This window comes from Marinobacterium maritimum (genome assembly GCF_039523155.1).
GTDB lineage: Bacteria > Pseudomonadota > Gammaproteobacteria > Pseudomonadales > Balneatricaceae > Marinobacterium > Marinobacterium maritimum.
On record NZ_BAAAET010000001.1, the window covers coordinates 611,883 to 632,474 of the forward strand.

Annotated in this window: 14 protein-coding genes and 1 tRNA gene; all 15 read left to right on the top strand. The window is 51.7% G+C overall.

Features of this window, described 5'->3' with window-relative positions; translation table 11 throughout:
* Positions 1–19: 19 nt before the first annotated feature.
* Entirely contained in the window at positions 20–1,165 is a 1,146-nt protein-coding gene (locus tag ABD013_RS02725; RefSeq protein WP_343801924.1) for a substrate-binding domain-containing protein, read from the top strand.
* On the top strand, positions 1,155–2,885 hold the full coding sequence (locus tag ABD013_RS02730) for a sensor histidine kinase (RefSeq protein ID WP_343801927.1): 1,731 nt from the start codon (positions 1,155–1,157) through the stop codon (positions 2,883–2,885). Before ABD013_RS02725 ends, ABD013_RS02730 begins: the two co-directional genes overlap by 11 nt.
* A gap of 166 nt (positions 2,886–3,051) precedes the next feature.
* The gene (locus ABD013_RS02735; RefSeq protein ID WP_343801930.1) at positions 3,052–4,125 is read left to right on the top strand and encodes a TRAP transporter substrate-binding protein; all 1,074 of its coding nucleotides are present in this window, start codon (positions 3,052–3,054) and stop codon (positions 4,123–4,125) included.
* 81 nt (positions 4,126–4,206) lie between these two features.
* Complete coding sequence (locus ABD013_RS02740) at positions 4,207–4,743, top strand: TRAP transporter small permease subunit (protein ID WP_343801934.1); 537 nt, start codon at positions 4,207–4,209, stop codon at positions 4,741–4,743.
* Between the two features lie 14 nt (positions 4,744–4,757).
* A complete protein-coding gene (locus ABD013_RS02745) occupies positions 4,758–6,047 on the top strand; it encodes a TRAP transporter large permease (RefSeq protein WP_343801937.1) in 1,290 nt (429 codons plus the stop codon).
* A 63-nt stretch (positions 6,048–6,110) separates the two neighbouring features.
* Positions 6,111–7,481, top strand: coding sequence for a cache domain-containing protein (locus ABD013_RS02750; RefSeq protein WP_343801940.1), 1,371 nt, complete (start codon positions 6,111–6,113; stop codon positions 7,479–7,481).
* A complete protein-coding gene (locus ABD013_RS02755; RefSeq protein WP_343801943.1) occupies positions 7,478–8,131 on the top strand; it encodes a response regulator transcription factor in 654 nt (217 codons plus the stop codon). Before ABD013_RS02750 ends, ABD013_RS02755 begins: the two co-directional genes overlap by 4 nt.
* A 139-nt stretch (positions 8,132–8,270) precedes the next feature.
* Positions 8,271–8,347: transfer RNA gene (locus tag ABD013_RS02760), tRNA-Val, on the top strand.
* A gap of 231 nt (positions 8,348–8,578) precedes the next feature.
* Positions 8,579–10,594: a type I restriction-modification system subunit M gene (locus ABD013_RS02765; protein ID WP_343801946.1), complete on the top strand. Its 2,016-nt coding sequence runs from the start codon at positions 8,579–8,581 to the stop codon at positions 10,592–10,594.
* The gene (locus tag ABD013_RS02770; RefSeq protein WP_343801949.1) at positions 10,594–12,012 is read left to right on the top strand and encodes a restriction endonuclease subunit S; all 1,419 of its coding nucleotides are present in this window, start codon (positions 10,594–10,596) and stop codon (positions 12,010–12,012) included. Before ABD013_RS02765 ends, ABD013_RS02770 begins: the two co-directional genes overlap by 1 nt.
* 33 nt (positions 12,013–12,045) lie before the next feature.
* Positions 12,046–12,984, top strand: coding sequence for a GIY-YIG nuclease family protein (locus tag ABD013_RS02775; protein ID WP_343801952.1), 939 nt, complete (start codon positions 12,046–12,048; stop codon positions 12,982–12,984).
* Positions 12,985–12,993: 9 nt separating this feature from the next.
* A complete protein-coding gene (locus ABD013_RS02780) occupies positions 12,994–14,658 on the top strand; it encodes a DUF262 domain-containing protein (protein ID WP_343801955.1) in 1,665 nt (554 codons plus the stop codon).
* Between the two features lie 142 nt (positions 14,659–14,800).
* Positions 14,801–17,950 (top strand): type I restriction endonuclease subunit R, encoded by a 3,150-nt coding sequence (locus ABD013_RS02785; RefSeq protein WP_343801958.1) that lies wholly within the window; start codon positions 14,801–14,803, stop codon positions 17,948–17,950.
* A gap of 197 nt (positions 17,951–18,147) precedes the next feature.
* Complete coding sequence (locus tag ABD013_RS02790; protein WP_343801961.1) at positions 18,148–19,638, top strand: ATP-dependent nuclease; 1,491 nt, start codon at positions 18,148–18,150, stop codon at positions 19,636–19,638.
* A 2-nt stretch (positions 19,639–19,640) separates the two neighbouring features.
* On the top strand, positions 19,641–20,495 hold the full coding sequence (locus ABD013_RS02795; protein WP_343801964.1) for a hypothetical protein: 855 nt from the start codon (positions 19,641–19,643) through the stop codon (positions 20,493–20,495).
* Positions 20,496–20,592 lie beyond the last annotated feature (97 nt).

A 20,592-nucleotide genomic window follows, 5' to 3' on the forward strand; every position in this document is an offset into this window, starting at 1 on the left:
AGGGAACCGGTATTTAAGGATGCAAAGAGCAATACAGGGAGTACGTCCATTCGGATGGACGCTATTGGGCCAATTATGGCTGTTTGTCCTGCTTCTGGTGGCTGTAGCCGGCATCCCGGTACAGGCGGCCGGAGCAGGCGATTACTGGACGCTTGATCAGTACTATGATCGCTACCCGGAGCAACTTCCATGGCTGGCAGAGCTGGGGCAAGCGGTGCGGGAAGAGCCAGTGCTGCTGCCGGCCGGCATTCAGCAGCGTCCGGTGCGCATTGCTCAGGTCTATCCCGGCCTGCAGGCGTCCAGTTACTGGTCGGACAGTGAAAAGGCGTTGACCGGCCGTTTGGCCGACCTGGGGATCGAATACCAGCTGGAAACACGCTACACCAGCCCCAATACCCAGCTGGGTGAACAGATTCGCCAGATTCGTGAACTGCTCAACTGGCAGCCGGATTACCTCATCTATACGCTGGACTCGCCCCGTCAGAAACAGCTCGTTGAGCGGCTGATTCAGAATACCGACACCCGCCTGATTCTGCAGAACATTACTACGCCGTTAAAAGCCTGGGAAAAACGCCAGCCGCTTATGTACGTTGGCTTTGACCACACCGAAGGCGCGCGCCTGCTGGCATACCACTTCGCGAGGCGCTTCCCTGATGCAAATTACGGCGTGCTGTTTCGCAGTAAAGGGCTGGTCAGTCAGATGCGAGGCTCAGGCTTCATTCAGGCGCTGCCCGCTGAGCACCAGCTGCGCAGCAGCTACTATTCCGACTCCAGTCGTGAAGGGGGGCGTAGTGCTGCATTACGCATGCTGCGAGAGCACCCTGAACTGGACTATATCTACGCGTGCTCGACGGATGTGGCGCTGGGGACCCTGGATGCGCTGCAGCAGCTGCAGCGCAACGACGTAATGGTCAACGGCTGGGGCGGCGGACCGGAAGAGATTGAGCAGTTACGCGCAGGCCATTTGCCGATCGTGTTGATGCGACTGAGTGATGAAGCCGGCATGGCCATTGCGGAAGCGATCCGGCGTGAACTCCTGGGCCAGCCGGTGCCCCGAGTATATTCAGGCCGCTTTGTCGTGCTGGATGACCAGATGTCGGAGGACGAGATTCGCCGCTACGAGGCACACGCGCACCGTTATTCTGGAGGCGAAAGTGCTCAGTAAACCAAGATTCAAGGTCCTGACCTTTTTGCTGACACTGGCGTCTTCACTGGTCTTTCTGGCGGTCTTTGTGGGCAGTGCTTTCTTCGAGTCCAGAGCGGTGATCGAACGCCAGGCGGAAGGCTATAACAGTGCGCTTGCCGCGCGCTATCTGCAGCGTCTGAATGAATATTTCCAGCTGGTGGAAGAGGAAGCGCACGCCATCTCGGCCAGTGCTGAGCGTGTCGAGGCTCTGTATGCCGGTGACCAGTTGAGTTTCAACACAAGCCTTACGCACTGGGAGGAGGGCTATGAGAATATCCATTATGATTTTGTGGCGGCAGCTATGTTCGAGGATCAGAGCTGTTCCCTGTCACGTAGCTATGTCCCGGAACTGAGTATTTTACCCTGTGAAAAACTGGTGCAGAACAGAGCCCATTTCACTACTTATGGCTGGCGCCAGGTGCAGATTGATGGTGAGTGGCTGGCCGTATACTCCGAGCCACTGGATTTGAAGAGCAGCGGCAAGATCGTTGGCCAGTTAATGGTTGGTCTTCGCTTGAAAGGCAACCGATACCTGCTCAACCAGTTGCTGATGCCGGCCGATGGCCTGCAGATGCTTGGGCTGTTCAGTGGCGAGAAGGCGCTGGCGAAGCTGGACAGAGTTAGTGAGGACGTGGAGCTGCTGCAGGGGGGAAGGATCGCCTTCTCGCAGCAGGCAACGCCTTTGGGAGGCGAAATCCGCATTGGTCTGATTTCCACGGATCTGGCCCAGGTCCAGTTGCGTGAAGTGCTGATCGAAACGCTGGCCTACGGCTGTCTGCTGGCGCTGGTGGTTTCGTTGGGTATGGCCCTGTTGCTGTCAGCTGCGGTCGATCGTCAGTTGCAGCAGTTGATCACCTTTACCCGCCTGGCGAACCGTAACCGCAATACACGCTGGCCGCAGATCTGCATTCGCGAGTTCAACCAGATCGGCGAAGAGGTTGTCAGTATCGTCAATTGTTTGAAAGCGCGGGAGGATGAGCTGGAAGGGCTTAATCTTCAGCTGTCACAGAATAACGCAGAGAAACGTCAGATCCTGCAACACCTGATTCAGGCGCAGGAGCGGGAGCGTCTGCGTCTGTCCAATGAGCTTCATGATGATATGGCACAACTGCTGGTGGCGGTGAAGATGAATCTGCAGTTGCATCGCGAAGAGCTGCAGAAGGGAGATCCTTCGCCGGATAATCTTGAACAGGCGATTGAGCTGGTTAACACCATCTACGATACCGTCTACAACCGTATTCGCATGCTGCGGCCCTTTGAACTGAATGATTTCGGTCTGGGGGTCAGTCTGATGTCGCTGCCAGCGGTCAAGATACTGGAGCAGCTGGATTATGCGGTCGAGTTTGATATTGACCAGTCCCGACCACTGCAGAAGGAGTTGATGTCGAATCTCTACCGTATTGCCCAAGAGGCACTTTCCAACGTGATCAAGCATGCTGGTGGGACCTATGTGCTGGTCAAGCTGACGGATGAAAACAGCGGTTTGCGCATGATCATCGAAGACGATGGCGAGGGGTTAGGAGGGGCTTCCGCGAGCCGAACGGGGGGCTTCGGTCTGCTGGGGATACGTGAGCGTGCCGAGCACATGCATGCGGAGTTGAGCATCAGCTCCGATGAAGGGGTGCGTGTCGAGTTGTTCATCCCGGCCTGCTACGCCTATGACAATGAAGTGTCCGGCGAGGTGCTGGCTTCTACGTAATATTGCTGAGAGAATTGCGGTTATTGCCTGCATCGTCTGCGTAGTCTCTGCAGGCGTTTGCGGGGTATTTCGAATGTTTTTATTACTCTGTCGTGTCGATACTGTCCACTACCGGTGACATGTCCGATGTGCCGGTCAGAACGACAACAGAGGATAGATAAAAACAATGTTTAAACTGACCTTTGCTCGTAAAATCATGGCGGCTGCAGCCTGCGCAGCTGTATTGATCAGCCCGGCTCAAGCGGCCGAGAAAGTCTACAAATTGAAGCTGGCTGAAACCTGGCCGACCAACTTCGGCGTATTCAGTGAGCCTGCCCGCCGCATGGCCGACCTGGCCAACAAGATGTCCAATGGCCGCCTGGAAATCCGCATCGACACAGCCAACAAGCACAAGTCCGCGTTTGGCGTGTTCGACATGGTGCGTGCCGGCCAGTATGACATGGGCCATTCGGCTTCCTATTACTGGAAGGGCAAAGTTCCCAATACCCTGTACTTCACTACTATGCCCTTCGGCATGACTGCAACCGAGCAGTACGGCTGGTTCTACTACGGTGGTGGTATGGAGCTGATGCAGAAGGTATATGAGCCATTCAACCTCATGTCTTTCCCGGGCGGCAACACCGGCGTACAGATGGGGGGGTGGTTCCAGAAAGAGATCAACACGGTTGAGGATCTGCAGGGTCTGAAAATGCGTATTCCAGGCTTTGCCGGTGAAGTACTGGCCAAGCTGGGCGCCAACCCGACCAACATCCCGCCGGGTGAGCTGTATACCTCGCTGGAGCGTCGCACCATCGATGCCCTCGAGTGGGTGGGTCCGTCCATGGACCTGCGCATGGGTTTCCACAAGATCGCACCTTACTACTACACCGGCTGGCATGAGCCGGGTACAGAGCTGCAGTTCCTGGTTAACAAGCGCACCTTCGACAAGCTGCCGGGCGACCTGCAGGAAATCCTGAAATCGGCCATGCGTGTGGCAGCCTATGACATGACGGTCAAGTCCCATCATGAGTCTGGTCAGAACTGGGCCACCATGAAGGCCGAGTTCCCGAACGTACAGGTCAAGTCCTTCCCGCCGGAAGTTCTGGCGGCGCTGCGCAAGGCTAACGACGATCTGCTGGCTGAGCATGCTGCCAACGATGAGCTGGCCAAGGAAATCCTTGATTCCCAGGCCGAGTACATGGGGGTTGTGCGTCAGTGGACCGACATTGCTGACCGCGCTTACCTGAACAGCTTCGAGTAAGCCTGTTCCGGGGCCCGGCTAGGCGGGCCCCGTTCAACCGCCAGACGATTTGTCTGCAGTCCCTATCCGCGAGGACTCCACATGTTTCTGTTACGCCTTGAGCAGACGATCAACGCTTTCTCAGACTGGCTGGGCAAGATCTCTGCTGTGCTATTCGTGTTGATGCTGTTCAACGTCTTCTACGACGTTATCACGCGCTACCTGTTCAACGATGTTTCCATCGCCATGCAGGAGATGGAATGGCACCTGTTTGCTGCCATGTTCATGCTCGGTGTGCCCTTCACGCTGAGAGCCGGCGGTCATGTGCGCGTCGACCTTATCTATGAAGGTCTGAGCCTGAAAAAGAAAGCCTGGATCGATCTCTTCGGCGCCCTGACGCTGCTGTTTCCGTTCTGCCTGCTGGTGGCCTGGTATGGCGTAGACTTTGCGCGCGAGTCGTTCGAGCTTGGCGAGGGGTCGGGTGACCCGGGTGGTCTGCCCTATCGCTGGGTGATCAAGGCTGTGATTCCCTTTGCCTTCTTCTGCACCTTCATCAGTGGTGTGGGGTTGTTGCTGCGGGCGATCAATACCCTGAACGGTCATCACAAGAGCGATGACTATATCCCGACCCAGCACTGAGGAAGGACTTCACGATGATCGGTATTACAATGTTTTTCGTGGCCCTGGTGATGCTGTTGATCGGCTTCCCGGTGGCCTTTATCTTCGGCGGGGTGGCGCTCTGGTTTGGCGTTTATGCTGAAGGTCCAGACATGTTCGCGTTCATGCCATTCCGCATCCAGAGCATCATGGAAAACACGGTGCTGATGGCGGTGCCGCTGTTCGTATTCATGGGTATCGTGCTGCAGAAAACCCGCCTGGCCGAGCAGTTGCTCGAGTCCATGGGCAAGCTTTTTGGTGGTGTGCGTGGCGGTCTGGCCATTTCCACCGTGCTGGTGGGTGCGTTGCTGGCGGCTTCGACCGGTGTAGTAGGCGCTTCCGTGGTGGCGATGGGGCTGATCTCGCTGCCGGTGATGCTCAAATACAACTACGACAAGAAGCTGGCCTGCGGCACCATCTGCGCATCCGGCACCCTGGGTCAGATCATTCCGCCTTCAATCATCCTGATCATTCTGGGTGATGTCATGGGCATTCCGGTTGGTGACCTGTTCCAGGCAGCGATTCTGCCGGGCGCCATCCTGATTGGCGCCTATGTGATCTATATCCTGATCTACACCTACCTGAAGCCTGAAGCTGCGCCGGCGTTGCCGATGGACCCGAATGACGGTACGCGCAAACAGCAGGTGTTCAAGGCGCTGAAGGCGATCATTCCGCCGCTGGCGTTGATTCTGGTGGTATTGGGCTCCATCTTTGCCGGTATCGCAACACCGACTGAATCGTCTGCACTGGGTGGTGTGGGAGCGCTTTTCCTGGCGCTGATCTACCGCCAGTTCAGCTGGAAAATGGTGTTTGATGCCGCGACCGAAACGGTGAAGGTGACGGCGATGGTGTTTGCTATCCTGCTGGGTGCCACGGCGTTCTCCATGGCGTTCAGCTACACCGGTGGCGAAGAAGTGGTGGAGCATTACCTGTCCAACCTGCCGGGTGGGGCTATGGGTTTCCTGCTGCTGTCGATGCTGGCAATCATGATCCTGGGCTTCTTTATCGACTTTGTCGAGATCAGCTTCATCATCGTGCCGATCCTGCTGCCGGCGGCTGATGTGCTCGGTATTGCGCCGGTGTGGTTCGCCATCCTGATTGCGATGAACCTGCAGACAAGCTTCCTGACCCCGCCATTTGGCTTCAGTCTGTTCTACCTGAAAGGCGTGGCGCCGCCTCAGGTACGTACGCTGGATATCTATAAGGGTGTCATTCCCTTCATCCTGCTGCAGGTCCTGATCGTCATCTCGATTCTGCTGTTCCCAGAACTCTACGGACTGGTTTAAACTCATATAGCCCCATGTGTTCGCATGGGGCTTTCTTGCTTTTGCTGAAGCGGGTGCAGCAATATGCCGCTCAAGTTCAAAATTCTGCTCCTCTCCCTCATTCCGATGATGCTGGTGACCTCGGCGGTAACCTGGATCGGTCTAAACCAAGCGCGCCAGTTATCGGAGGACGAGATCCAGCTGTTCGAAGAGCACCTGCTGGCGTCGAAAAGGCGTGAGCTGGAAAACTATGTCAGCATAGCGTTGACTTCTATTGCACATATCGTCAATAACGCCGGTGCTGATGATGAGCAGGCACAGGCTGAGGTGAAGAAAATACTCACCGACATGACTTTCGGTCAGGAGAAGGACGGCTATTTTTTCGTCTACACGCTGGATGGGACCAACCTGGTTCACCCCACCGAACCCGAACTGGTCGGGCGCTACCTGTATGATCTGCAAGATAGTCGTGGCGATTATGTGATCCGAAACCTGCTGGAACAGGCGAAGCAGGGAGGGGGCTATCATCGTTATTTGTGGCGCAAGCCATCCAGGCAGGAGCAGATCGACAAACTCAGCTATGTCGTGCTGCTGCCCAAGTGGAACTGGATGCTGGGTACGGGGCTTTACCTGGATGATATCAGCCGCGAAGTGACCAAGATTCGGGGCCAGGTAACGCGCAATATCCGCAACACCTTTTTCACCGTGCTGGTAATCATGTCGGTCGCCGTGGTGCTGGTCGTATTGGTGGGTATTGCGATCAATCTGCATGAAAATCGAATGGCCGACAGTAGGCTGCGTCTGCTGGCACACCGTTCGGTGCTGGCTAACGTCGCCGATCGCCGGCGTTTTTCACGTGAACTGCATGATGGCATTAATCAGCTGATGGTGTCGGTGCTGTATCGGATTGAGCTGGCCAAACGCAAGTTGAAGAACGGGGACGACAGTGGCCTGGAGGATCTGGATAAAGGTTACGAAGTGCTGAATGAAGCGATTCAGGAAGTGCGTCGTATCTCGCACGACCTGCGTCCGACCTTGCTGGATGATCTGGGGTTGCAAGCGGCCTTGCAAGGGTTGCTCAGTCGCTTCGAAGAGCGCACCGGAATCCGTCTTAAGGTGGATATCCGCCTGCCGGTTGCGGTGCTGCCGGAAGATGTGGAAATCACCATCTACCGCCTGGTTCAGGAAGGGCTGACCAACGTCGAGCGCCATGCGGATGCCAGCCTGTTGAAACTGAGCCTCTGGGGCCAATCGGGTATGCTCTGGCTGCGCCTGCAGGATAATGGTTGTGGCTTCGATACCGAAGTGCTGGAGCGGTTTGAAGGCATTGGCTTGCGCAACATGCGAGAGCGGGTCGAGTTGCTGGGCGGCGAGTTCCGCCTGCTGTCGAAGCCGGGGCAGGGTGCTACCCTGTTGGTAGGTTTGTCACTGCAGCAAAAAGGCATGAATGAATGACACAACGGATACGCGTATTACTGGTGGATGATCACCCCCTCGTTATCGATGGCATTCAGGCGCGCCTGGAAGACGAAGGTGATATTGATGTGGTTGGTCGCGGTGGCAACGGTCAGGAGGCGATTACGCTCAGCCAGCAATTGCAACCGGACGTAGTGCTGATGGATATCTCCATGCCAGTGATGAACGGGCTGGAGGCAACACGCATTCTCAGTCAGGAATCGCCGAATATCCGTGTACTGATTCTCAGCATGCATGACAACCGGGAATACATGGTCCAGCTGATCCAGGCGGGTGCCAAAGGCTACATCCTTAAGGACGTTTCCGCGGCTGAAATGGTGAAGGCAGTAGAGACGGTTTACCACGGTGGCACCTACTTCAGCGCAAGTGCGTCCCAGACCCTGTTCAGCAGTTTCGACCAGCCAGGTAAGGCCGAGGGGCGTCAGGATACCCAACTGACACAGCGCGAACAGACTGTGCTCAAGCTGTTGGCTGAAGGACATAACAACAAGGAGATTGCACGGGTGCTGGGTATTTCGGTACGTACCGTGGAAACCCATCGTCAGAACATCAAAGCCAAGCTTGATATTCACACTGCAGCGGGCCTGACACGGTATGCGATTGAGCACAATCTGGTCCAGCTGTCATAAAAGGAGTAATACCTGGTCGTTTCTTGAGCGGGATTGATCAGTCACTGCTCAGTTGTTGCATCCTTATGAAAAAGAACGAGAAAATTTGAAAAAAGGCTTGCACGCCGAAAGTTCATCTATATAATACGCAGCACATCGAAGGACTATAGCTCAGTTGGTTAGAGCACCACCTTGACATGGTGGGGGTCGCTGGTTCGAATCCAGTTAGTCCTACCAAATTCTACAGCAGAAACAGCCACTTACGGGTTAAGCCGGGTGGCTGTTTTTGTTTGTGCTTTTAAAAGTCAGCAATAAGTCAGCAGATTCGACTGCTTTTCTCTTATTATTTCAAATGCATCATTCCAGGCTGACGTGAAGCGTTGGCTGCGTCTGTTATGATGGCATCCTGCTACAGTTGAAACTATCGGGCCAAGGCTGTCCGGTCTCATCATCAACAAGGATGTATGTATGTTGTCTGAGAAACCGCTTTCCATGAATTCGAATATCTCCTCTCTGGCTGGACTGATCTGGTCAGTGGCCGATCTGTTGCGCGGCGACTTCAAGCAATCCCAGTATGGCCGCATCATCTTGCCATTCACCGTTCTACGTCGTCTGGAGTGCGTGCTGGCACCCTCCAAGGACAAGGTGCTGGCGCTGGCAGAAAGCAGCAAGGCGATGCCGGATGAAGCACGGCACAAGGTATTGCTCAACGCCTCTGGTCAGGCGTTCTACAACACGTCCCAGCTGGACTTGGCCCACTTGGGCGAGACTCACATCTTCGACAACCTGGACAGCTACGTGCGTGCTTTCTCCAAGGAGGCGCGGGAGATCTTCGAACACTTCAACTTCGAAAGCAGTCTGGGCAAACTGGATGAAGCCGACCTGCTTTACCGTGTGGTGCAGGAGTTCGAGCACTTCGACTTGTCACCGGAAGCGGTGAGCAACTACGAGATGGGGCTGGTATTCGAGGACCTGATCCGTCGCTTTGCGGAAAGCTCCAACGAGACCGCCGGTGAGCACTTCACCCCGCGTGACATCGTGCGCTTGACCACCTCACTGGTGTTCACCGCTGATGACGATGCGCTGACCAAGCCGGGCATCATCAAGACCATCTATGACCCGACGGCGGGAACGGGCGGCTTCCTCTCTAGCGGCATGGAGTATCTGCTGGAGCTGAATGAACGCGCCAGCCTCAAGACCTTCGGTCAGGAACTGAACCCTGAGTCCTACGCCATCTGCAAGGCGGACATGCTGATCAAGGGGCAGGAAATCGACAACATCAAGCTGGGCAACACCCTCTCCAACGACCAACTGCGCGGTGAAACCTTCGACTATTGCCTCTCCAACCCACCGTTCGGCGTGGACTGGAAGAAGGTGGAGAAGGTGATCAAGGACGAGAACAAACTGCAGGGCTACAACGGCCGCTTTGGGCCAGGGTTGCCACGTGTCTCCGATGGCTCGCTACTGTTCCTGTTGCATTTGATCAGCAAGATGGCACCTAAGACCGAGACCAGTCCCGGTGGCCGTATCGGCATTATCCTCAACGGCTCGCCGCTGTTTACCGGTGGGGCTGGCAGTGGTGAGAGCGAGATTCGTCGCTACATCCTGGAACAGGACTTGCTCGATACCATCGTCGCGCTACCCACGGATATGTTCTACAACACTGGCATTGCCACCTATATCTGGGTGTTGTCCAACCACAAACCTGTTGAGCGCAAGGGCAAAGTGCTGCTGATCAACGCCAGCGACCTGCACATACCCATGCGCAAGTCGCTGGGCTCCAAGCGCAAGCAGCTCAGTGAAGATGCGCTGGAAAAGATCGTCGGCCTGTATAGTCGTTACGACAGCGCTGAGCTGGAAGCTTCTGGCGTCGCCAAGGTGTTCGACACCACCGATTTCGGCTACCGCCGCATCACTGTAGAGCGCCCGCTGAAACTGGCCTTCTACCCCCACGATGAAGAGCGCATCGTCGCCTTGCAGGCCGACAAAGCGTGGGCCAAGCTGGATGGGGGCCTGCAAAGCGCTATCCTGGATGCGTTGAGCCAGTTTGCAGAGGACAGGCTGCTCTCCCGCACTACATTCAAGAAACAGCTCACCACCCTGCTGGGCGATACCAAACTACCCGCGCCCGTATTCAAACTGCTGTGCAGGCATATCGGCGAACAGGGCGACGAAGCGGAAGTCTGCAAGACCAAAGGTCAGCCAGAGCCCAACCCGGACCTGCGCGATAACGAAAACGTGCCGCTGGGCGAAGATATCCACGACTATTTTACCCGCGAAGTGCTACCCCATGTGCCGGAAGCCTGGATCGACGAGAGCAAATGCGATGAGAAGGATGGCCAGGTGGGCATCGTCGGCTACGAGATCCCGTTCAACCGCTATTTCTACCAATACCAGCCACCACGCTCACTGGGAGAGATCGACGCTGACCTGGACAAGGTCAGCCGGGAGATCATGGAACTTTTGGCGGAGGTACATAGCTGATGGAGGGGAAGTATCAGGCGTATCCAGAGTACGCTGACTCGGGAATCAGTAGCTTCAACGCGATCCCAATTCATTGGTCAACTCAGAGAGTTAACTATCTTTTTACTTTTGGCCGTGGGCTCAACATCACAAAAGCAAATCTTGAAGATACCGGTGTTGCATGTGTGAGCTATGGTGAGGTGCACTCTAAGTACGCGTTTGAGGTTGATCCAAACCGGCATGTCTTGAAGTGCGTCAGCAGTAATTATCTCAGCGACTCCTCCCGCTCTTTGTTGTCCCCAGGAGACTTTGTTTTCGCTGATACTTCAGAAGACATTGATGGTGCCGGAAACTTCACTCAGTTTGTCGGCGAAGGACAGCTTTTTGCTGGTTACCATACTGTCATCCTGAGGCCCAAAGGACAGCACTACCCCCGATATCTGGCGTATGCCTTCGACACTCCCGAAAGCAGAAACCAGATTAGGCTTGCTGTCAAAGGAGTGAAGGTATTTAGCATCACTCAAGAAATTCTGAAAAATGTCTTTCTTGTTTTACCTACCCATATAGAACAACGCACCATCGCCGCCTTCCTCGACCACGAAACCGCCCGTATCGACCGGTTGATCGAAAAGCAGCAGCGGCTGATCGAATTGCTGAAGGAGAAGCGGCAGGCGGTGATCTCCCATGCCGTCACCAAGGGCCTTGATCCCAATGTGCCGATGAAAGACTCTGGCGTCGAGTGGCTGGGGCAGGTGCCAGAGCACTGGCAGGTACTTCCTATACAAAGAGTTCTGGCAAAAATAGAGCAAGGTGCTAGCCCCGTTGCACAAAACCGCTCCCCTGAGACAGGGGAGTATGGTGTACTGAAAATTAGCTCTGTAAAGAAAGGCCGCTTCATAGAAGTCGAGTCCAAAACCTTGGACTCCTTCGCTGACTATGAGCCGCGCTTTAAGGTAAAACTTGGTGATCTGTTGGTCACAAGAGCCAATACTCCATCTCTTGTTGCGGACTCATGCATTGTTGAGCAGGAGCCTCGCAACCCAACCATGATGTGTGATCTGGTTTATCGATTGATTACTACCAACATGGTCGAAAATAGTTACGTCTGCTTCTGGCTACTTTCGAACTATGGCAGGATGCAAATTGAAGTTGATGCTAGGGGATCTAGCATGACAATGGCTAAAGTGTCACAGGGCCACATAAAGTCGTGGCTTATAACTATCCCGCCGTTGAGAGAGCAGTCACAGATAGTTTCTTATATCAGAAAAAGCCAAGACCGATTGACACACCTTATTGAAAGAGCTGAATTAGCAATCAAGTTAATTCAAGAGCGCCGCACCGCCCTGATTTCCGCTGCCGTCACCGGCAAGATTGATGTGCGCAACTGGCAGCCAAGCACCAGTACTCAAGCCGCCGAACCCGATCTGCCTATGGCCTGAGCAATCCGCCGAATACCGAGTATAGGAATCACCATGACGCAAGGACGCAGCATTCGCCTATTTTTGGTCGATGGCAGCCCCAACGGGTTACTGACCGCCGAGATCATGAACTGGACTGGTCATGCGTTGACCGGCCCGCGTACCCGCCTGTCGGAGCTGGTCAAGCGCCCGGAGTGTAGTCGCACCGGCATCTACTTCCTGGTCGGGCCTGACCCGGACAACACCGCCCGGCCGCTGGTCTATATTGGCGAGTCCGATGATGTCGCTAAGCGACTCAAGCAGCACAACCAGCCAGAAGAGAAAGGCGGCAAGGACTTCTGGGAACGGGTCTGCTTGATCACCAGCAAGGACCAGAACCTGACCAAGGCCCATGTGAAGTATCTGGAAAGCCAGCTGATCGCACTGGCCACTGCTTCCGGCCGCTGCGGCCTGAAAAACGGCACCGCCCACGAATATATCAACCTGCCGGAAGCCGATCAGGCTGATATGGCGTTCTTCATCGAGCAAATCCGCACCATCCTGCCGGTGTTGGGGTTTGACTTCCTTCGCGAGCCTGCGACTAAGGCCAAATCAGAGGTGCCTTCAGCTGGTAAGCCAGATGCCTCACCTGTGTTTGAGTTGAGACTGCCAAAGTACAACCTTTATTCCAAGGCTCAAGAAATGGACGGGGAATTTGTTGTTCTGGCTGGGTCTCATGCCAAGGCGAAATGGACGGGTGATGCACATGGTTACAGAAACCTGCATGAGCAGTTGTGTGAAGACGGAGTGCTACAACTAGATTCATCAGGACTCAGAGTATTTTCACAGGACTACGGGTTTTCCGCGCCAAGTGCTGCTGCTGCAGTAATTGCAGGACGAAGAGCAAATGGTCGTGCAGAGTGGAAGGTAGCAGCGACAGGCCAAACCTATGGTGACTGGCAGGCTGCACAGGTGGATGAAGAGTACGACAACATCGATACAGACAACGTTTAAGGAAGTCAGATGAATATCAAAGTTGATCAAACTAATCTTAAGAAATTGCTTGGCGTCCCCGACCGTCAACTGACTATCCCGCCTTATCAGCGTCCTTATGCGTGGGAGTCGGAACAGATCGATGAACTCTGGCACGATATTACCGATACATTAGATTCAAGCCACTTCATGGGTTCAGTAGTGCTATGTTCGCCAGATGAACAACGGCCGGAAGTGATTGACGGACAGCAACGACTGACCAGCATTGTGCTGCTGCTGGCGCTTATTCGCGATCAGTACCAGGCTTTGAAGCCTGAGTTGGTAGGCCGTGTGCAGATGTTCTTGGAGAACTCTTATGCTGCGCCTGATATGCGGTTTAAGTTCCGGTCAGGCAACTCAAATCTGCGTGTCTTTACTGACTTTGTTTTGCATGCTCCAGACAGTCCATCTCGTCGCAACTGGGCATCTGTTGCTGAGCTGGATAGCCATGAACTCAATCGTAACCGCAACTTGATAGACAATCGTGAGCGTCTAGCGGGTTATCTTACGAAGCACCTGGAGCTAGCTCATAATCCGGTGCAGGAGCTTGAGTGTCTTGAGCATAAAATCATGACCGGCCTGCAATTTGTCGTGATTGACGTACCGGATATTGCCAATGCGTTCATCATTTTTGAGACCCTTAATGACCGAGGGTTGGCACTATCAGCGGGCGATCTGCTGAAAAACCATCTGTTGGCGGCAGCGGCCAAGGTCAATGAGTCGGTAGAAACACTGGCCGAGGACTGGGATACCATCATCAATAACCTTGAGGGTGGTGACATCACTCGCTTCCTGCGTCACTACCTACTCACCAGCTATGCCAAAGTACAGAAAGACGATGTGTTCACACTCTTCAAGAAAGAGCTGACATCGCATGGTATTAAAAAGCTGATCAAAGACCTCAAGCAGATGTCTCGGTTCTACGGCCAGTTTGTGAAACCGGAGCTTGTTTCCAACGCCGGTGTGCGGGAGGTCTATCAGAACCTGAATACCCTGCGGGCAACCATGTGTTATTCAGCACTTTTGGCTGCATCACCGGTACTGAAGGCCGATCAGCTCAGGGATTTCGCTAGGCTGTGCGAGGTGCTTACATTCCGATACAGCACAATCTGCAGCAAGGACTCGAAAGAGTTGGAGCGGGTGTACCACAATGCGGCGAAAGCCCTTGCTACCCGAGGTGAGGAGGGCTTGAACGATGCGATCCAAACGCTTCAGGCGGCTTCCCCAACCAGCGAAGAGTTTCGGATTGCCTTTCAGCATCAAACGATGGGGCGCCATTACATCGTCAATTACATTTTCCGAGGGCTGGAAAACTACCTGGAGCCCGAAGAAAAGACGTTACAAAACACGCAGCGGGTTCATATTGAGCACATTATGCCGCAGACCTTGTCGAGCGAATGGCGCGATGAATTAGGCGATGACCTTGAGCAGCACGAACTCTATGTCAATCGGTGGGGTAACCTGACGCTGCTGGGTGGAAAGCTTAATATTTCAGCGTCCAACCGTGTGTTCAAGGAAAAGATCGATCTCTATAAAGGTTCAAAAATCAAACTGACGCGGAAGCTGCCCAAACATGCTGCCTGGGGCATCAAACAGATAGAGCAAAGGCAGAAAGCCTTGGCCAAAGTGGCAGACTATGTGTGGAAACTTCATTGATCCACGCGTGCTATGAAGCGCATCTGAACTCGGAGTGAGCGCTTAACCTGAATGGCACTGTGTGAAGGGTGTGCCTGTTTCAACAGCAGCCAGCAGGCGCATCCCGCGTTACCAACAACAGATACATGGAAGAGGAACCGTCATGGCCGACAGCCGCGAACTGGCATTTCAGAACGATATTATAGCCGCCCTGGGGCGACAGGGCTGGCGTGTGGGCCAGTCGGGCCAGTACGACCGCGACCGTGCGCTCTACCCGGAAGATCTGATCGCCTATGTGCAGGAGACCCAGCCGGATGCCTGGGCCAAGTTCTGCAAGATCTATGGCAATAAACCCGAAGAGTACCTGCTGCGGGCGGCCGAGCGCAGCCTGAATCGTCGTGGCACACTCTGGCTGCTGCGTAACCAGATTGAGGACCGAGGCGTGCGCCTCAAGGTCGCCACCTTCAAGCCGGACAACACCCTCAACCCGGAGTTGAGCCAGCGCTATGCTGCCAACCGCTTACGTGTAGTGCCGGAACTGATCTACAGCCCGTACGGCTATGATGGTCGAATTGATCTGACGCTGTTCGTCAACGGCCTGCCGGTTGCCACACTGGAGCTGAAGTCGTGCTTTAAGCAGAGCCTGGAAAACGCCAAGAAGCAGTACCGTTACGACCGCAAACCCAAGACCAACGGCAAGGATGAGCCGCTGCTGAAGTTCAAGCGCGGGGCGCTGGTGCATTTTGCAGTAAACCAGTTCGAGGTGGCGATGACCACCAAGCTGGCTGGCAAAGACACCTTCTTCCTGCCGTTCAACCGGGGCACGGCGGCCGGTGGTGCTGGTAACGATCAACCAGCTGAAGGCTATGCTACAGAGTACCTGTGGAACGAGGTATTCCAGCCCGATAACTGGCTCAAGATCTTACACCGCTATGTGCATTTGGAGTCGAAAGAGGTATTCGACGAGCTGGGGCATATCAAGACCAAGGAAACGATGATATTCCCGCGCTATCACCAGTGGGCGGTGGTGCAAAAGCTGCTTGGGGCGGTGCGCGATGAAGGCACCGGAGAAAAGTACTTGGTCCAGCATTCGGCAGGCTCCGGCAAGTCTAATTCCATTGCCTGGCTGGCGCATCAAGCCTCCAGCCTGTGCAATGTAGAGGGTAACAAGGTATTCAATTCGGTCATCGTCATTACTGATCGTACCGTGCTGGATAGCCAGTTGCAGGAAACTATCTCCCAGTTCGAGCACAAGTCCGGTGTCGTCAGCCGTATCAATCGTGAAGAAGGCGACGGCAGCAAGTCAGCCCAGCTGGCCGAGGCTCTTAGCCGGGGTACGCCAATCATCATCGTCACTATCCAGACCTTCCCCTACGTGCTAAAGGCGATACAAGAAAGCACCGGGTTAAAGGATCGTACCTTTGCTGTTATTGCAGACGAGGCTCATTCCAGCCAGACCGGCAGCACAGCGCGCCAGCTGCGTGAAGTGCTGATGGCTGAGCAGTTGAAGGATGACGAGGAGTTATCCGCCGAGGATGTGATGAACGCGACGTTGGCCGCCCGTGGGGGTTCCGACAAGATTAGCTACTTCGCTTTCACCGCCACGCCGAAAGCCAAGACTTTGGAGTTGTTCGGACGCCCTGATGACCTGACTCTTCCGATCAGTAAAGAAAATCCGCCGCAAGCCTTTCACGTATACTCTATGCGCCAAGCAATCGAAGAAGGTTTTATCCTCGATGTGCTACGCAACTACACCAGCTATTCGCTAGCCTATCGACTGGCGATGCAGCAGGAAGCCGATCAAGAGGTGGACAGCAGGAAGGCCAAAACCCGCCTGTCACGGTGGGTACGCCTGCACCCGCATAACATCGGTCAGAAAGTGCAGGTAATCATTGAGCACTTCCGAGAAAACGTAAAGCACCTGCTGGCGGGTGAAGCCAAGGCGATGGTGGTGACATCAAGTCGCATGGAAGCAGTGCGTTACAAGCTGGCGTTTGACAAATACGTGCGTGAGAAGGGCTATCAACGTATTGAAGCAATGGTGGCGTTCTCTGGCGAAGTGAATGACCTGGAGAGCGGCCCAGAACCATTCACTGAGCGCAACATGAATCCTAACCTCATGGGGCGTGACATGCGAAAGGCTTTCGACACCGACGATTACCAGGTGATGCTGGTGGCGAACAAGTTCCAGACCGGATTCGACCAACCCAAGCTTTGCGCCATGTACGTAGACAAGAAGCTGATCGGTGTGGATTGTATTCAGACCTTATCACGGCTTAATCGTACCTATCCGGGCAAGGGCACCACCTACGTGTTGGACTTCGTCAATGAACCAGCTGAGGTTTTGGAGGAGTTTCAGAAATACTACGAAACCGCCGAGATTGATCAGACTTCAGACCCGAACCTGGTCTACGATTTGCAGCACAAGCTGACCGACAGCACCATTATTCAGTGGCATGAGGTGGAAGCCTTTGCGGATGCCTATTTCGATCCCAAACGCGGTGCAGAAGCGCTTACCGGATACATCAAGCCAGCAGTGGACCGTTTCGTCCAGCGCTACCGACATGCCAACGAAGTGCTACGCGATGCTCGCACCCAGCTGAAACGCTTCAAACAGTCGGGCACTGACACCGAGCGGGCCAATGCGGAACGATGTGTTAAAGCCGCCGAAGAAAACCGCGACGGCCTGGACCTGTTCAAGAAGGACGTGAACAGCTATATCCGTTTCTATGAGTTCGTCAGCCAGATCACACCGTTCGAGGACCCTGCACTGGAACAGCTCAACGTCTACTGCCGACACCTGCTGCCGCTGCTGCGCCAGGAAGTGATCGAAGAGGACGAGATCGACCTCTCTGCCGTCGTGATGAGCCACTACAACCTGCGGGAAAAGCGCACTCAGGACCTGAAGCTTAAAGACGGTGAAGGCAAATACCTGACTGGTATCACTGGCCTTGGCACAGGCAAGCCCAAAGAACCCGAGAAGGACCTGCTGTCGCAGATTCTGGAGAAGATGAACGAGCTGTACGGGAATGAAACTACTGAAGGCGACAAGCTGGATTGGCTGCAGGGCATGGTAAGCAAGATCAGCGAAAATGAAAACGTAGTCGATCAGCTTCGTCACAATTCTGATGATGCCGTAATGAACGGTGATTTTCCCAAGGCAATGGATGCTGCAGTGATTGAGCGTATGGATGTGCAACAGGACATGTCCATTGACTATCTGAATAGCCCTGACTTGGCACGTGCAACTCAAAGGATGGTTCTGGAGTTGCTGCGCAGGCAGCTGTTTGGTGGAGAGGGTGGGGCGGTATAGCTGCCCACCTTGTTCCCATACAGGCTGGAACTGTTGAGGCGATGTAAGGTACTTCTGGCATATTTAACTAATGCGAGGTTTGCGAGCGCGGTTCTTTTTTAGTGTGGGGTTAAATATATAACGATTTATTTTTACTTTTCTAGATATTTTGATTCTCTTTTTAAAAAACATTAGAACTATAGGTTTATATTAATATTATGCGATTTTTCTTAGAGCGGTACTTTCCTGATAGTGGTAAAAACTCAGCGCACCTTGTGATAAATAACTGGGATGACTTCGGGTTTGAAACTTTATTTAATCTGATTGTTTTTGATAAAGAATCTAATCGATATGAAATTGGTGCTGTGAAAATTGCGTATAAAGGACAGATTAGTCCAAGCGCAACAAGAGATAGCCTTGAGCAAAATTTTGAAAGTTTGGGGGGAATGTTTTTTTCTTTAGGTCAAGATGAAGAATATTATAACGCTATAAGAAACTTGCCTGGTGATCTCTCCGGGAAAATCCTTTCAGCATTAAATGACCTTGTGTATAAAAAAGAATTAATAGGCGCTATTAATAAGGAAAATGTATTTGTAACATCGCTAACAAGATTTGTAAGTGAGAAATCCATAAAAGAAAATATGAGAAATGTTTATTTCAGTTTTTTTGGGGAGAAAGAAAAGGAGAATTTTGAATTTTATATCGAGAGCAAAAAAAATAATCTAAAGATGAGTTTTGGTAGTGAAGAAAATAGTATTATTCCAACTAATATTCATGTTTTGATAGGAAGTAATGGTGTTGGTAAAAGTTATTTAATAGATTCCATTTCTAAAATATTGTTAGAGCAGGAAGGATATGATTTAAGCATATATGACGAAAAAGGTAATTTAGATATATTCTCAGGAGTTATAACAATTTCTTTTAGTGCATTGGATTCATTTTTACCACTAGCTGAAGATACTATAGAAGCAAAAAGGTGTAGATATACTTATATAGGTTTAAAGAAGCCTGTATCGCTAGGAGGTAATTCCTCTTCCTTACTTACCAATGAAGAAATAAGAGAGGTTTTTATAAAAGACCTTGAGGCATGTGTTGTTTCTGGTAAAAAATACAAAATTGAACGAGCCTTATATTTTTTGAGTTCGGATCAAATATTTAATAAATATCGGGAAGATTTGATGGGTATTATGAATAGTCCTGGTGTTAATGAAAATATAGATATAAGTAAAGCAAGAAAATTGCTAAATGAATTGAGTAGTGGACATTTTATTGTTCTTCTCATGATGGTTGGGCTAATAAGAAAAATTGAAAAGTCTACTTTGGTTTTAATAGATGAGCCGGAAACACATCTACATCCACCTTTGCTATCAGCATTTATTAGATCTCTATCAGATTTATTAAGCTCTGTGAATGCTATAGCAATCTGCGCAACGCATTCTCCTGTCATACTTCAAGAAGTACCAATGAACTGTGTATGGCGACTTAAAAGGCATGGTAGCATAATAAAAGCCCACCGACCGACGATGGAAACATTTGGTGAAAATGTTGGTACTTTAACTAGGGATGTATTTGGTTTAGAAGTTGAGAAAAGTGGATTTTATAAATTCGTAGAAGATAACTTGGATATTATGGTTAGTAGTAGATTAAAGTCGAAACTAGGCTCTGAAGCAATGTCAATCTATTACGCACTTGATGATAAGGATTTCTGACAATGAAGTCTGTTAAAAAACCACGGAATGATATTTTTGATGATCTTTATGAAGAATTTAAATTAATAAGGGATGATAAAAGGTCATTTAATAGAAAGTATAGAATTGAAGAATCGGAATGTTTTTTTAGGGCAATTAATAAAATATATAGATTGTACGGATATCTTTCCATTTTATATATGATAGAAAATCATGATGAATTTCCGACATGCAAGATAATGAATAAAGAAATCATAGATTTATATGAAAATCATATAGTCAGAGGGAGGGGGAGAAATATATATGATGAGCTAAAAAGCTTACCTGATATTGATTTGTGTCCTTTTTGTAACAACAGGCCAGTTGCTACGCTGGATCATTACCTTCCTAAATCAAATTATACTACATATGCTATTATTCCAAATAACTTGGTAGGTTGCTGTGAGGCTTGTAACACGGTTAAAGGTAATCAATTTTCTAACAAGGCAGACGAACAGCTTTTTCATCCTTATTATGACGACTTTGATGCAGTGCGCTGGTTATATGCTACTGTCAAAGAGGGTGATGCGCCAAGTATTAACTTCTTTGTTAAAATAAATGATAGTCTTTATGTTGATTTAGAAAAGAGAGTTATAAAAAACTTCGAAGTTTTTAATCTTAATAAGCTTTATTGTATTCTATCTGCACAAGAGCTATCTGGTATAGTAGGTCAATTAAAGCGCATAAATGAAAGAAATAAAATAAAAAGATTATTATGGGATCGATATGATTCAGAGCGCCAAAATGATATGAATCATTGGAAAACTGCTCTCTATGAAGCTTTGTATAAAAATGATTGGTATTGTTCTGGCGGATATATGAAGTTTAAAAGAATATAAACCATATTGATTAGAATTATGTGTGAAATTTATTTGTTTTTAGTGTTCACTATACAGTGATAGTATTCACCTGGCGCATGCATTTATGAATGCATTG